We start from the raw sequence: 14,055 nt of genomic DNA on the forward strand, positions 1-14,055 counted from the left end.
AAGCACAACACCAAGGCGAAAGGCGAGACGGAATTTAACCCTGCGATCTGGCGGAAAATTCGATTTCAGTTCCCGGCAACATGGCCGGAGACCTCGGCGCCGGCACCTCTCGGCAACACCAGGAAACGAAACGACGCCACCAGCCCGATGATGCCGATCAGCAGGAAGGCTGCTCGAAAGTCGACGAGGTCGAGCGCCGGCCGGTCTCGCGCGATCTGCGACAGGTTGAGGATCGCCGCCGCCGCCGCGACGCCGAACAGCATCGCCACTTGCTGCAGCATCGAGGACAAGGTCGCCGCGGAGCTACGCTGCGCGGCGGCGATATCGGCGAAGGCCAGCGTGTTGAGCGCGGTGAACTGCATCGAGCGCGACAGGCCGGCCATCAGCATCAGCGCCATCACCAGCGGCTGCGGCGTCTGCGGCGAGATCGCCGCACAGGCCATGATCGACACCGAGGCGATGATGCCGTTGACGACCATCACCGAGCGGAAGCCGAAGCGACGCAGCGTCGGCGTCGTCGCCGTTTTCATGCCGAGATTGCCGAGGAAATAGGCCAGGATCATCATGCCGGCATCGACGGGCGATAGGCCGAAGCCGACCTGGAACAGCAGCGGCAAAAGGAACGGCGTGGCGTTGATCGCCACCCGGAAGATGGTGCCGGCCGCAAGCGTCGAGATGGCGAAGGTCTGCACCTTGAACGAGGAGAGGTCGAGCAGCGGATGCGGCGCGCGGCGCAGATGCCGCACCGCTAGCCAGCCGACGACGATCCCCGCCGCGATCAGCCCCACCGTCGGCAAGGCCCCATCCTCCGGATGCGCGATGCGCTCAAGGCCATAGAGCAGGCAGGCGAGCCCCAGCGACGTCAGGAAAAACCCCGGCCAGTCGAGCGGCTTGGGATCGGCTTCACGATCGCCCGGAATGAAGCGGGCGACCAACACCAGCCCGATCGCGCCGAGCGGGATGTTGATGAAGAAATTCCAGTGCCAGGACAGATAGGTGGTGATGAAACCGCCAAGCACCGGGCCGACCACGGGCGCGAAGAGCGCCGGCCAGGTGATCAGCGCCGTGGCGTTGAGCAATTCGGATTTCGACGCGTTGCGCAGGACCAGGATGCGGCCGACCGGCGTCATCAAGGCGCTGCCTAGGCCCTGCACGGCACGGGCAACGACGAATTCGGTCAGATTCCCGGAGAAGCCGCAGGCGAGCGACGCCAGCGTGAACAGCGCGATGGCTGCGAGGAAAATGTTACGCGCGCCGAACCGGTCGGCGAGCCACCCCGACAGCGGCACGAACACGGCCATGGTCAGCATGTAGACGGTGATGCCGATGCTCATCGCCACCGCCGGCACGCCGAAGGAAGCGCCCATCTGCGGCAGCGACGTCGAGATGATCGTCGAATCCAGCAGTTGCATGAAGAAGGCGATGGCGACGATCAGCGCCACGCGCCGCGAATTCGTGGTTGTCTCGGGCAAGGCTTCATTTTCGGGAATGGCCGTCATGTCGGGTCGGTTTCAACAACATTTAGCCAACTGCGTCCAGAGATGGACCAACAAACTTTCGTGTCGTATCGCCGCCTGTTATGGAATGAATGGGCCTCGGTCTTAAACAACAGGAACCGTGCGCGCATGAAGCCTATCTATATCGACTACCTCAACGCCCTCGACATCGAAGCGCTTGCCATGGCCGATGGCGAGATCATCGACGCCGTCGAGGCCGGGCTCGTTGCGCAAGGCAAGGGCCAGACGGTGATCGAGCCGCGTGTCCACCTCGAACCCGACCCATCCTTCCACGGCCATTTCAATGTCTTGCGCGGCTACGTCGCGCCGCTCGACACGGCCGGCGTGAAAATCGTTGGCGACTATGTCGACAATTATCTTCACGGCCTGCCCTCGGAATTCGGCATCCTCAATTTGTTCGATCCACGCACCGGCACGCCGCGCGCCATTCTCGACGCCACGGTCATCACCGACATGCGCACCGGCGCCGTCACCGCCATCGGCGCCAAGCACCTGGCGCGCAAGAACGCGAAGGTGCTCGCCCATATCGGCGCGCGCGGCACCGCGTACTGGAATGTGCGCCTACTCGACCATCTCTTCGATTTCGATGAGATCCGCGTCCATTCGCGTCGCCCAGAAAGCCGCGATGGCTTTGCCGCAAAACTCTCCGCCGACCTCGGCAAGCCCGTCACCGCGGTCGCCGACTGGGAGAGTTGCGTCAAGGGCGCCGACATCGTCGTCGAAGCCTCACGCCTGCCCGAGCCGCAGCCGCTGCTGAAGACAGAATGGATCAAGCCGGGCGCGCTTGTCGTTCCCTATGGCACGATGAGCGCCGTGGAGCTGTCGCTGACCGACATCATGCAGAAGATGGTCGTCGACGACTGGGGCCAGTGCAAGGGCGGCAAGTTCGGCTCGCTGCGTGCGCATGTCGAGACCGGGCGACTGAGCGAGACGACGCTGCATGCCGAACTCGGCCAGATCGCCGCTGGCCTCAGGCCGGGACGGCAGAGCGACGACGAAACCATCCTCTTCTGGCATCGCGGCCTGTCGCTGTCCGACATTGCGCTCGGCAAGGCGATGCTGGCCAAGGCGCAGGCGCAAGGCATCGGCCAAAGGCTGCGCTTCGCATGAGCGCGCTCGTCCTCACCGGGGCCGGCGTCAGTGTCGACGATGTCGCCGCCGTCGCCCGCGAGGCACGCAAGGTGGAGATCGGAGCCAATGTCATCGGCAGGCTGGAGAAGGCGCGAAAGGTGCTCGACCAGGCGGCGGCCTCCGGCCAGCAGATCTACGGCTTGAACACCGGGCTCGGCGCCAATCTTCGCACATCGGTCGAGGGTGACGCCAGCGCCTTCCAGCGCCAGCTACTCGAGGGCCGCAGCGGGGCGGTCGGCGAAGCGCTGCCCGTCGAGGCCGTGCGCGCCACCATGCTTGCCCGTCTGACAATGTTGTCGGCCGGTGGCTCCGGCCTGTCGCCCGCCGTGTTCGTTGCCTTGATCGAAGTCCTCAACGCCGGCGTCCATCCAGTGATGCCGTCGCTCGGCTCGATTGGCGCCGGCGACCTGGTGTTGATGACCGCGATCGCCCGCCTGCTGATCGGCGAAGGTGAAGCCGATTATCAGGGAAGGCGCATGCCAGCGGTCAAGGCACTGATGATGGCCCGCCTCGGCCCCATCGGCCTGGCGCCCAAGGATGGACTGTCGCTGATCAACGCTTCCGCCGTCTCCGCCGGCGGCGGCGCGCTTGCGGTCACGGACGCGCTGTCGGCTCTTGCCCAGCAGCACCAGGCCGGCGCGCTGACCATAGAAGGTTTCGGCGCCAACCGCACCATCCTGGACCCCCGCCTGCACATGGCGCGGCCCGCCGCCGGCCAGCAGGCAGCCGCCAAGGCGCTGCATGATCTTCTCGCCCGCGACGAAGCGCCCGCGCCCACCACCATACAGGACCCGCTGTCGATCCGCTGCATGCCCTCGATCCATGGCGCGCTGATCGAGGCGATCGGCCAGGCAAGACGCGCCGTCGAGACCGAACTCAATGCCGCCGCCGACAACCCGCTGGTTCTGAGCGACGACGAGCTGGTGCTGTCGACCGGCAACTTTCACACCGCTTCGCTGGCGCTCGCCTTCGAGACGCTAAGCCTGGCAATCGCTCAATGTGCGGCCGCCAGTGCCGCCCGCTTCATCCAGCTCACCGGCCCGGGCCGCAACGGCCTGCCCAAATACCTGTCGCCGGTCGGTGGCGCCTCGGCCGGTTTGGTGCCGCTGCAAAAAACGGTGACGTCGATCCTGGCTGCCATCCGCCACAAGGCCAATCCGGTGATGCTCGATTTCCTGCCGGTTTCGGAAGGCGTGGAGGATCACGCCACGCAAACGCCGCTGGTGGTTTCGAAATGCGCCGACATGATCGCGCTGTGGCGGCGGCTGATCGCCTTCGAACTGATGGCCGCCGCCCAGGCCGTGGATATGCGTCAAGGGTTGACGCCGGCGCCACGCACCGCAGCGGTTCAAACAGCCGTGCGCGGGCTCGTCCCAACCCTGAAGGAAGACAGGCCTCTCGGCATCTACGCCGAAGCACTCTACGCCGCGCTGACCGGCGGCACATGGCAGGCCTTATGCCGTTTCTGACATGCCATCAATATGCCGACGAAGGGTCATCAGAAAATTTTTTATTTGGGTAGAGATGCTTCTTCTGCCACTTCAGCCCATAAAACAGTGTTCCATGTATTCCGTTGACTTCAGTTTTCTTTTGTCGACCCTTATTTAAGGAATCCTGAAATCGTCTGCCTCTCTTACTTCCAACGCGCTTAAAGAAATCTTCAATGAATTCTATATCCTGACCGTTCGGAAACATCAATTCAAAGTCCTCATCCGACACTGCATAGATATTATACGCCGAATTGATGGCTCCATCGATCAATTGAACATTTTTCATTGACGCATTGCTCCCGAAAAATCGTGTGGCTCGGCCACAGGATACCAGCAAGCGACCTTACGACTGGCCTACCTTGTCCAGAAACAGCTTTAGCTCGGCTGGGTCCATATGCACGATGTGCCTGTCCTCGGGATAGGCGCCGCTGTTGACGTCGGCGACATATTCGGAAAATGCCGCCACCCGCTCCGCCTGAAGCCGATCGTATTCGGCGGCGAAATTGCGGTAGATTTTCGAGTGGCGCGGCATGTGGCCACGGTTCTGGCCAAGAATGTCGTCGGCGAACAGATATTGCGCGTCGCAGCCGGTACCCGCGCCCATCGACAGCATGATCAGCGAGGTGCGCTCCGAGATCGCCTTCGCCACCTCGACTGGTACCACCTCGATCTCAGCGCCGATCGCACCGGCAGCCTCCAGTTGCTTGACCGCTTCGAACACCTGCATCGCCGTATCGGCGGACTTGCCAACCGCCTTGAAGCCGCCGGTCCAGGTCGCGCGGGAAGGAATGAGGCCGACATGGCCTATGACGGGAATGGCATCGTCCGCCATCCTCTTGATGGTGGCGTAGCCCGCGCTGCAATAGACCGCGTCGGCGCCGGCCTTGTAGAGCCGGAAGGCCCAGCGCACGAAATCATCCGCGGTGCCGATCTCGAAGAAATTGTCGCCCGGCATGGTGAACAGGCTGGGCGCGGCATCGCGGTAGCGCGGGTTGAGCACCAGTTCGGGCGGCACCGAGACGATGTCGACCCCTGCCCGTTCGGCGGCCTCGGCCTCGTCCAGCGTCAGCACGCGCAGCATGGTCAGTTGACGCTTGCCCTTCATGGCGCGCAAATCGGCGACGGTCGGTCTCTTTCGGCTCATTAAAGCGTTCCCCTCTGTTGTTTGCCGTCGCGGTGCCGGATCGATTGATCATACCCCCGCTTCATATCTGGATCATCACCTTGCCGGCTTCGATCTTCACCGGATAGGTCGCGAGATTGACGCAGACCGGCGCGCCCTTGGCCTGGCCGGTCTTGTAGTTGAAGCGGCCATTGTGCTTGGGGCATTCGATGATGTCCTCCATGACAAGCCCGTCGGCCAGATGCGCCTTCTCATGCGTGCAAAAACCATCGGTGGCGAAGAACTCGTCATCCGGAGAGCGATAGATCGCGAAGGTCCGCCCACCATGGTCGAAGCGGATGACATCCTCTTCCTCGACATCGTCCACCGCGCACGCTTCAACCCAATCGGCCATCTCTATCTCCTGCGGACATTCGCGATCGCTACTCGGCCGCCGCCGACATGTCGACCTCGTGGAACTCACCGCGATAGGGCCTGGCCGTCGGCGGCAGTTCGCGCTTGAGGTAATGATCCTCGTATTTCAGCTGCCTGAGGAGGACCGGCCAGACCTCGCGGTAGGCGTGCCACATCGACGGATTGGGCTTCGGCAGATCGTGCTTGATCAGTTCATGCAGCCTGGGCAGCGCGTGATACGGCACCATCGGGAACATGTGGTGCTCCACATGGTAATTCATGTTCCAGTAGATGAACCGGCTGATCGGGTTCATGTAGACGGTGCGCGTGTTCAGCCGATGGTCGACGACATTGTCGGCGAGCCCGATATGCTGCAGCAGGCCGGTCGTGACCATGTGCCAGGTGCCGTAGAGGCGCGGCAGGCCGATCAGCACCAGCGGTATCCATGACCTCAGCGCGATCGCGAGGGCGATCGTCGCCACATAGATCGCGACATGCCACCGGGCCGCGACCACGGCCTTATGCTGTTCCATCTCGGGGATATAGCTCTTCTCTTCGTCGGATAGCGTGCCGAATGCCTGCCGCACCAGCGTCGGCAGCGAATAGCGAAAGTCGAGAATGCCGGTGAAGGCGAGCGCCGCCTTCAACAGGTCCGGCGGACGCATAACCGCGATCTCGGCGTCGCGGCCGACGATGATGGTGTCGGTGTGGTGGCGGGCATGGCTCCAGCGCCATTGCATGGGATTGCGCATCAGCATGAACGAGGCGATGTGGTAGACGACATCGTTCATCCAGCGCGTGCGAAAAGCCGTGCCATGGCCGCACTCGTGCCAGCGCGAGTCGCTCGACGAGCCGTAGAGCACGCCATAGACGAACAGGAACGGCACCACCCACCACGAACCCCAGAACCAGATGATACCCACGGCCGAACCCAGGATCGCGACAATCCAGATAATGGTGTCGCGGATCGCCGGGCCGTCGGAACGCTGCATCAGTTCCTTCATCGCCTTGCGCGGCACGTCGGTATGGTACCACTCGGCCGAGGCAAGCCCGGTCTCGATCGCTGCCCTGGTGCTTTCGCCGACCAGGCTGTAGTCGCGCTTTTTCGCCATCGTCGTCAAATTGGCCTCCAATCGTCGCGCAGCGCTGGCAATCCGGTCCGCCGGCCGGAGGGCTTGCTTTGAATAAATGTCGCGCTCATGTCCTGCCGGCCAGTCTTGGAAAATTTTCTGAAGGCTGAGGATAATCCTGCTCGGGCTGCCGGGCGATATCCGCGATCCTGGCTTCGGCGCCAGCGATTTCCTCCTTGCCGTCGAGGACGCGGAACACCGCGTCGTAGGCCCGGCTTTCGCCATGCTCCAGCCAGATCATCTCACCGCGCTCGCGGGCAGCGAGATCGCCGAGCACATGGTGGGTCGATGGCTCTATCCCCAGCGCGTACTGCCCGGCCTGGAAATTCTGCCATTGGTAGGCACACGGCAACTGGTCCTTGCGGGTCGCCACTTCGAAGCCGAGACCGAGCCGGTCGTTGACGACGGCCACCGGAACCTCGCCATGGGCGTCGGCGGCCATTTCGTGCTGCCAGACCTGCTCCCTGAAGTGCCGTTGCGGTGCCGGCGCCGTGCGATAGCCGACACTCTGCGCCTGGTAGCGCTCGCCGGCATGGCTGGCCCAGACGACGTCGCGGATCGGCGCCAGATAACGGGAGCCTTCGTCGAGCAAGGGATGGCTGACATTGACATGGTAGAAATACATATGCGGGGTGCGGTTGAAGCCGTGGTTGACGACATGGTCCGAAAGCCGGATCTCGTTACCCCCGACATCGGCTTCGATGCGGCGAGTGAGATGCAGATCCTCGCCAAACACCGCCGACTGCTGCACGATGCCTTCTGCCCACAGCACGCAGCGGTCGCCCTCCCAGCGCTCGCCATAGCCGGTCAGCCGCGCCGGGATGGTACCGACACGACCATGCAGCGAATGAAGCACCGTCTTCTTCCCCGGATAGTTGTAGCTCTCGGCCGGCACTTCTTCCCGCCCCAGAATGTGGTCGAGGCCGCAGGTGACGAGCAGGCCCGAGAAGGACCGCGCCCAGGCCAGCCCCGCTTCCCCTTCATAGTCGTGCAAGCCTGGATGGCGAAAGCCGCTCGGCGAATGCCAGCCGATCGCCTGGCCCTTGAAGTCGCAATCGGCGATGTCGAGCGCCCGGTCGACGAGCGCGGTGAAGCGCAGGCCCGAGCCGGTGCGGAATTCGAGCATGCGGATGCCGCGCTCCAACCCGTCGCCGAGCGTCATCAGCCGCACGCCCGCGAGTTGCGACAGCTGGCCTGACCGCTCGGCCACTTGCCGGCGCGACAGCGTCTTGCCGTAAAGCTCTACCATGCGACGCCCTTCACTTTGCCCTCGCCTCCTTGAGCAAGGCCGACATGTCGGCGCCGGTGATGATGCTTTCCACGGTCAGGAGGTCGGTGTCGGCGACCGTCTGTTCGGCGACGATCTCGCCGCGCCGCATCACGACGATGCGGTCGGCGACCTGGAAGACATGGTGGATGTTGTGGGTGATGAGCAGCACCGAATGGCCGGCGTCGCGTACCTCCTTGACGAAACGCAGCACACCGTGGGTTTCCTCGACGCCGAGATTGTTGGTCGGCTCGTCGAGAATGATCACCTTGGCGGCGAACTGCATGGCGCGCGAGATGGCGATCGACTGCCGCTCGCCGCCCGACAGCGTCGAGACCAGCGCATCAGCGTCGAGTTTCTTCGAGATGCCGACGCGCTTGAGGAGTTCGGAAGCGGCTTTGCGCAGCTTCGCGAGATCGAGCGGCGCGAACACGCCGAGCCAGCCGAAGTTGACCGGCTCGCGGCCGAGGAAAAGATTGCGCGCGATGCTGAGATCAGGCGCCAGTGAGGTGTCCTGATGGATGGTCTCGATGCCGAGGTCCATCGCATCCCGAGTCGAGCGGATCGAAACCTTTTCGCCGCGTACAAAGATGTCGCCACGATCGACAGGGAAGACACCCGAGATCGCCTTGATCAGCGTCGATTTTCCGGCGCCGTTGTCGCCCAGCAGAGCCACCACCTCGCCTTCCCGCAGTGTCAGCGAGGCGTTCTTCAGCGCGCGCACGCTGCCGAAGGACTTTTGCAGCTTCTGCAGCCGAAGTACTTCTTGCACCATCGTCAGCCCCTTGCGGCGTTCTTCTGCACCAAAGCGTGCAGGATGAGCATGGCGAGGATGATGAGGCCGACAAAGATGTTGTAGGCGAGCCCCGGCACGCCGATCAGTACGATGCCGTTGCGGATGGCGCGCAGCATCAGCGCGCCGACGATGGTGCCGAGGATGGTGCCTCGTCCGCCGGTCAGTGCCGTGCCGCCCACCACCACCATGGCGATCACTTCCAGCTCATAGCCGGTGCCGGCCACCGGTGACGCGGCCGAGATGCGGAAGGCACTGATCATGCCAGCAAGGCCGGCCAGCACCGAAGTCGCGATGAACAGCCAGATCTTGACCGTATCGGCCGGCACGCCGCGCGCCACCGCCGCGTTGCGATTGGAGCCGATGGCACTGATCCAGTTGCCGAGCTTGGCGTAGCGCAGGATGTAGATGGCAAACAGCGAGAGGCCGATGAACCACCACAGCGAGGTGTAGAAGCGGAACGAGCCGATGTTGAAGCTGCCGGCGAGCAGCGTCACGAAGAAGCCCGGCTGGTCCCAGGATTTCAGCGGAAAGCCTTGCGTAATGTAAAGCGCTGCCCCGCGCACGACGAGCAACATCGACAGCGTCACCAGGAAGGAGGAGATGCCGATCTTGGTGACGATCAGCCCGTTGATCGCGCCGATCGCGATACAAAGCAGCAGCCCGGCCAGAAGCGCGACACCTATATCCACCCCGCCATTTTGCACCAGCAGCATCACCACCACCGGCGCCAGCCCAAACACCGCGCCGACGGAAAGATCGAATTCGCCTGCCGTCAAAAGCAGCGTCATGCCGAGTGCGATGATGCCGAGCTCGGGCAGGAACGCCATCATGTTGGAGATGTTGAGCGGCGACAGGAAATTGGCGTCGGCGACCGCGAATACCGCCAGCAAAATGAGGAGGATGACGAAGGAGGAGAATTGCGGCGAGCGCAGCAGGCGCGATCTGCGTTTCACCCCCGGCACTTCGTCTTCTGCGGCAATTGTCATGACTGCTTGAACCATGCTTGAAAAGACGCCCGCCGCTTTTCCGGCGGGCGCTGTTTTTCTCATTTCTTGTCGTAAAGCTTCAGAATCGGGTCGACGCTGGAGGCGTCGTAGAGACCGAAAGTGTGGATGTCGTAGCCGATCGGCTCGCCTGACGCGGCAAGCCCGAGCAGCGCCACCGGCATGAAGCCTTGCGCAGAGGGATATTGCCAGGCGGCGGCATTGACGAAGCCGTCCTTGACGGCTTGTGCCGTCTCCTTCGAATTGCCCCAGCCGACGACGGGGATCTTGCCCGCCGGCACGCCGGCGCCATCGAACACGCGCTTGACGCTGGCGGCGACGGAATCGCCGAGCGCGATGATCGCCGGCGGATTGTTGGCGACCATGTAGTCGGTCATCTTGGCGATGATGCCAGCCGGATCGGTGCCGCAATCGACCACGTCATATTTGATCCCCAAGGGATCGAAAACGCTGGCGATGCCCTCGGTCTCGAGCTGCTGGTAACTGGCGCCGGGAACCTCGACCGGCAGGAAAACCTTGTCGCCCTGCTTCACCATCTTGTGGTCGACCAGATATTTGGCCCAGATGACACCCGCTTCTTTCAGGTCCGCGCCGACATAGGCCTGCCGCCCTGTCGCCGGATCGTCGGTGTTGAAGAACACGATCGGGATGCCAGCCGCCTTGGCTGCTTTCACCTCCTCCGTCCACAGGCCCGGCTGCGCGGACGTGGTGGCGATGCCGTCGGGCTTGGCGGCAAGCGCCGAGTTGAAGGCTTCCTTCTGCGCCGCCATGTCGCCGCCGCTGAAGGAAATCTTGCAGGTTACCTTGAGCTGGTCGCAGGCCTTGGTCGCACCGGCGTTCCAGTCGATCCAGAACGCATCCGACGGACCGCCATGCGACAAGAGATAGAAGGTCTTCTGGCCGTCCTGCGCCTGCGCCGCCGTGCCAAGGGCGACGCCGGCGAGCACTGTCGCGGCGGCCGCCAATTTCAATGCGAATTTCAACATTCTTTCCTCCCTTGTTTGAAGCCGCGCCGCCGTGCACTGGTGGCGCGGCTAGCCGTCACAGGCCGTTGGCGCGGAATTTCCCGTCGAGGAATGTCTTGGCGCGCGGCACGTCGTCTTCCGACAGATGCTCGATGATCACCGGGATATTGGGATGCTTTTCGGCCAGCCGCTGGAGGTAGAGGTCGTAGTTCAGCGAGCCAAGGCCGGGCGCCGGCAGTTCGATTTCGCCAACCCCGCGGAACGTATGGCTTTCCATCGCGTCGGCATCGCCGATGTCGGCGTGCTTCTCCGACTTGTCATCGCCTGAGCGCTTGACGTCCTTGGCATGCGCTATTCTGATCTTGTCGGTCAGCGTGTCGAACACCTGGTTCAGGATCTGGTCCATCCGGTCGATGTTGTGCGTCTCGAAATAATTGGTCGGGTCCATCAGCAGGCCAAGGCCTGGATGGTCGACCTGCGCGAACATCTTCACCGTCTCCTCGACCGAGCCGACGACGTTGTTGACATAGGTTTCGAGCAGGAAGACCGCGCCATGGTCGTAAGCCGTCTGGGCAAGATCGGCGATGACCTTGCGGCATTCCTCAAAACCTTCCTCGGTCTTGTTCTTGGGGTGATGCACCCAGTCGGATTCGGTGTTGTAGGTGCCGGTCTCCGAGATCACGTAAGGGCTGCCGAACTCGCGCGCATTGCGGATGATCTCCTTGAGATAACCGACGCGCTTGTCGCGCTCCGCCTTGTCGGGATGGATGATGTTGGTGTAGCCCGACACGCAGCAGACCGGCAGGTTGTGGTCGCGGAAGACGTCGCGCACCTTCCTGGCCTTGTCCTTGGTGATCTGCCCAGCCGACAGGTCGACATCCCTGAAGTGCAGGTCGAGCTGCACCGTGTTGAAACCGAGCCCGCGGATCTTCTTTGCCGTCTCTTCGAGGCCGTACGGGAAATAGCCCGTGAAAATACCTGCCTGCATCATGATCTTGAATTCCTCCCTGTAAGCGATTCAGTTGTCTGCGATTTCAGTTAGTTGGTTTGTGGAGATTTCGGAAAGCTTGACCGTGCGGCCCGATGCCATCGAGCGATAGCCCGCTTCGACCAGCGCCATGGTCTTGACGTTGTCGGCAACGGTGAGCGCCGGCGGCGTACCGGTCTTCACGGCGTGCTGCAGCTGCTCCATGACGCCGATGAAGGCATGCGGGAACCACATCGTCTCCCAGCTTGGAGTTACCCACTCGCCGCCGGTCGTTTCGGCCGAAGCATAGGTCAGCGTCGAAGCAGCACCGGTCGGCCAGCCGATCGTGCCCTTGGCAACGCCCTTGGTGCCGTCGACGCGCCAGTTGATGTGCTGGTCGTCCTTGTAGCCCTGCTGGCGCGGACCGGACCACACATCCTCCAGCGACACCGCCAGCACGCCGGACGGGAATTTCAGCGTCGATACGGTGATGCCGTCGGAATGGTCGAATGTCGTGCGCGGATCCTTGCGCGTCAGCGTCGTGATCTCATCGGGATCGCCGAACAGGAAGCGCAGCACGTCAAGGTGGTGCACGCTCATATTGGCAAGCGTCAGCCGGTCGTAACCCTGAAGGAAGGTCTGCCAGTGCGGAATGGCGTGCATGTCGATCTGCGCGAAGACGATGTCTCCGAGCGCGCCACTGTCGATGAGCTGCTTCAACACGCGCATCGACTGGTCGTAGCGCATGTTCTGGTTGACCGAGAGTATCTTGCCGGCCTTCGCCGCCTCGTCGCGCAACTTGACGGCTTCCTCGACCGACAGCGCCAGCGGCTTCTGAGCCAGGATTGCCTTGATGTGGTTCTGCTTCAGCGCATGGCGGATCAGCGCCGGCTGCTGGTCCGGCGGAAACGCGAGGTCGATGATCTCGACATTTGCATCCTCGATCAGCTGTTCCGGGGTGTCGTGGACGGTCGGGATACCCCAACGGTCGGCGACCTTTTGCGCATTCGCCTTGGTACGCGAGGCGATCGCCACGACCGGAAAGCCAGCGTCCTTATAGGCGGCCAGATGGCATTCGGCCATGATCATGCCGGCGCCGACGCAGCCGATCCGATATTCCTTCGTGCGGACCTTCACATCCGGCTCGAAGCCCTTGCCTGTCATGCCTTCCTCCCGAAATCCTGTCCTTGCGGCCGCGTTCATCTTGCCAACGCGCCTCCGCCCTGTCCGAAATAATGCACGCGCGCCGGCTCGCAGGATATCGCCACCATCGCGTCGGGCCTGATGTCAGGCTGGCCGCGCAGCAAAGCCTTCAGCCGCGCTTGCCCGGCGGCGAGTGTCACCACGGTATAGCCGCCAAGCGGCTCGACCTCGAACACCCGCGCCGGGCGGCCGGGGCTCTCCTTCTCGGTGTCGCTCCAGGGCCTGACCTTGATATCCTCCGGCCTCAGCCCGATCTCGACGGCGTCGGCCGGAGCCGTGCGATCGGCGATGCTGATCGCGCCTTCGGCGGCCTCGATGCCGCCCTCGCCTTGAACGGATTTGAGGATGTTCATGACAGGCGACCCCAGCAGCCGCGCCACGTAGGTGCTGGCCGGGCGATCATAGATCTCGGCCGGCGCGCCGATCTGCCGGATCCTTCCGCTTTCCAGTATGGCCATGCGGTCGGCGATCGACATCGCCTCTTCCTGGTCGTGCGTGACATAGATCAGCGTCTTGCCGAGCTCGCGCTGGATGCGCTTCAGTTCGACGCGCGTTTCCTCGCGCAGCCGCGCGTCGAGCGCCGAGATCGGATCGTCCATCAGATAGGCGTTGGGGTCGCGCACCAGGGCGCGGGCGATCGCCACCCGCTGCCGCTCACCGCCCGAAAGCAGTGCCGGCGGCTTGTGCAGGATATGGCCGATATGCAGCTTGGCCGCGACATCGGCGACGCGCCGTTTGATATCGACCTCGGCGACCCGGCGCTCGACCAGCGGGAAACGGACATTGTCGAGCGAGCTCATATGCGGGAACAGTGCCAGGTTCTGGAACACCATGGCGACATTGCGCTCTGCTGGCGACACCGTGTTGACGGGCTTGCCGCCGATGAGGATTTCGCCGGCATCCGGCGTCTCCAGCCCGAGCACCAGGCGCAGGATTGTCGACTTGCCCGACAGCGGCGGCCCGAAGAAGCAGAAGAACTCGTTGTCGTTGACGGTGAACGAGGCGTCGTCGACGGCGAGCATCGTGCCGTAGCGTTTCGTGACATTGCGGAAGACGATGTCGGCCATGG

The 14,055-nt window shown here is 63.2% G+C and carries 14 protein-coding genes; 2 read left to right on the forward strand and 12 right to left on the reverse strand.

The annotated features are described in order from the left end of the window. Nucleotides 1-65: 65 nt before the first annotated feature. Nucleotides 66-1,499, reverse strand: coding sequence for a DHA2 family efflux MFS transporter permease subunit (locus LB516_RS14245; protein WP_224719789.1), 1,434 nt, complete (start codon nt 1,497-1,499; stop codon nt 66-68). Nucleotides 1,500-1,625: 126 nt separating this feature from the next. Here LB516_RS14245 and LB516_RS14250 point away from each other — a divergent pair, with 126 nt between their 5' ends. Next, a complete protein-coding gene (locus tag LB516_RS14250; protein WP_224719790.1) occupies nt 1,626-2,627 on the forward strand; it encodes an ornithine cyclodeaminase family protein in 1,002 nt (333 codons plus the stop codon). Further along, nucleotides 2,624-4,117: a histidine ammonia-lyase gene (gene hutH, locus LB516_RS14255; protein WP_224719791.1), complete on the forward strand. Its 1,494-nt coding sequence runs from the start codon at nt 2,624-2,626 to the stop codon at nt 4,115-4,117. Before LB516_RS14250 ends, hutH begins: the two co-directional genes overlap by 4 nt. 7 nt (nt 4,118-4,124) lie before the next feature. Here the strand turns inward: hutH and LB516_RS14260 are convergent, their stop codons facing one another. The 11 genes from LB516_RS14260 to LB516_RS14310 form a co-directional block, all read right to left on the reverse strand. After that, a complete protein-coding gene (locus tag LB516_RS14260; RefSeq protein WP_140725492.1) occupies nt 4,125-4,424 on the reverse strand; it encodes a hypothetical protein in 300 nt (99 codons plus the stop codon). Between the two features lie 57 nt (nt 4,425-4,481). Then, nucleotides 4,482-5,282, reverse strand: a complete 801-nt coding sequence (locus tag LB516_RS14265; protein ID WP_140725489.1) for a 3-methyl-2-oxobutanoate hydroxymethyltransferase — start codon at nt 5,280-5,282, stop codon at nt 4,482-4,484. Nucleotides 5,283-5,343: 61 nt separating this feature from the next. After that, on the reverse strand, nt 5,344-5,655 hold the full coding sequence (locus tag LB516_RS14270) for a MocE family 2Fe-2S type ferredoxin (protein WP_140790372.1): 312 nt from the start codon (nt 5,653-5,655) through the stop codon (nt 5,344-5,346). Nucleotides 5,656-5,683: 28 nt separating this feature from the next. Continuing rightward, nucleotides 5,684-6,766, reverse strand: a complete 1,083-nt coding sequence (locus LB516_RS14275; RefSeq protein WP_224719954.1) for a fatty acid desaturase family protein — start codon at nt 6,764-6,766, stop codon at nt 5,684-5,686. Between the two features lie 85 nt (nt 6,767-6,851). Next, nucleotides 6,852-8,033, reverse strand: a complete 1,182-nt coding sequence (locus LB516_RS14280; protein WP_224719792.1) for an aldose 1-epimerase family protein — start codon at nt 8,031-8,033, stop codon at nt 6,852-6,854. A 10-nt stretch (nt 8,034-8,043) separates the two neighbouring features. Further along, nucleotides 8,044-8,826, reverse strand: coding sequence for an ATP-binding cassette domain-containing protein (locus tag LB516_RS14285; protein WP_015317076.1), 783 nt, complete (start codon nt 8,824-8,826; stop codon nt 8,044-8,046). A gap of 2 nt (nt 8,827-8,828) precedes the next feature. Further along, nucleotides 8,829-9,848 carry an ABC transporter permease gene (locus LB516_RS14290; RefSeq protein WP_224719793.1) on the reverse strand — a complete coding sequence of 340 codons (1,020 nt, stop codon included), beginning with the start codon at nt 9,846-9,848 and terminating at the stop codon, nt 8,829-8,831. A gap of 44 nt (nt 9,849-9,892) precedes the next feature. Further along, entirely contained in the window at nt 9,893-10,837 is a 945-nt protein-coding gene (locus LB516_RS14295; RefSeq protein ID WP_140620622.1) for a substrate-binding domain-containing protein, read from the reverse strand. A gap of 55 nt (nt 10,838-10,892) precedes the next feature. Beyond that, nucleotides 10,893-11,807 (reverse strand): sugar phosphate isomerase/epimerase family protein, encoded by a 915-nt coding sequence (locus LB516_RS14300; protein ID WP_015317073.1) that lies wholly within the window; start codon nt 11,805-11,807, stop codon nt 10,893-10,895. Nucleotides 11,808-11,834: 27 nt separating this feature from the next. Then, nucleotides 11,835-12,947 (reverse strand): Gfo/Idh/MocA family protein, encoded by a 1,113-nt coding sequence (locus tag LB516_RS14305; RefSeq protein ID WP_224596558.1) that lies wholly within the window; start codon nt 12,945-12,947, stop codon nt 11,835-11,837. A gap of 35 nt (nt 12,948-12,982) precedes the next feature. After that, nucleotides 12,983-14,053, reverse strand: a complete 1,071-nt coding sequence (locus LB516_RS14310; protein WP_224596560.1) for an ABC transporter ATP-binding protein — start codon at nt 14,051-14,053, stop codon at nt 12,983-12,985. Nucleotides 14,054-14,055 lie beyond the last annotated feature (2 nt).

Origin of the sequence: Mesorhizobium sp. CO1-1-7, assembly GCF_020164885.1 — a bacterium.
Lineage (GTDB): Bacteria > Pseudomonadota > Alphaproteobacteria > Rhizobiales > Rhizobiaceae > Mesorhizobium > Mesorhizobium australicum.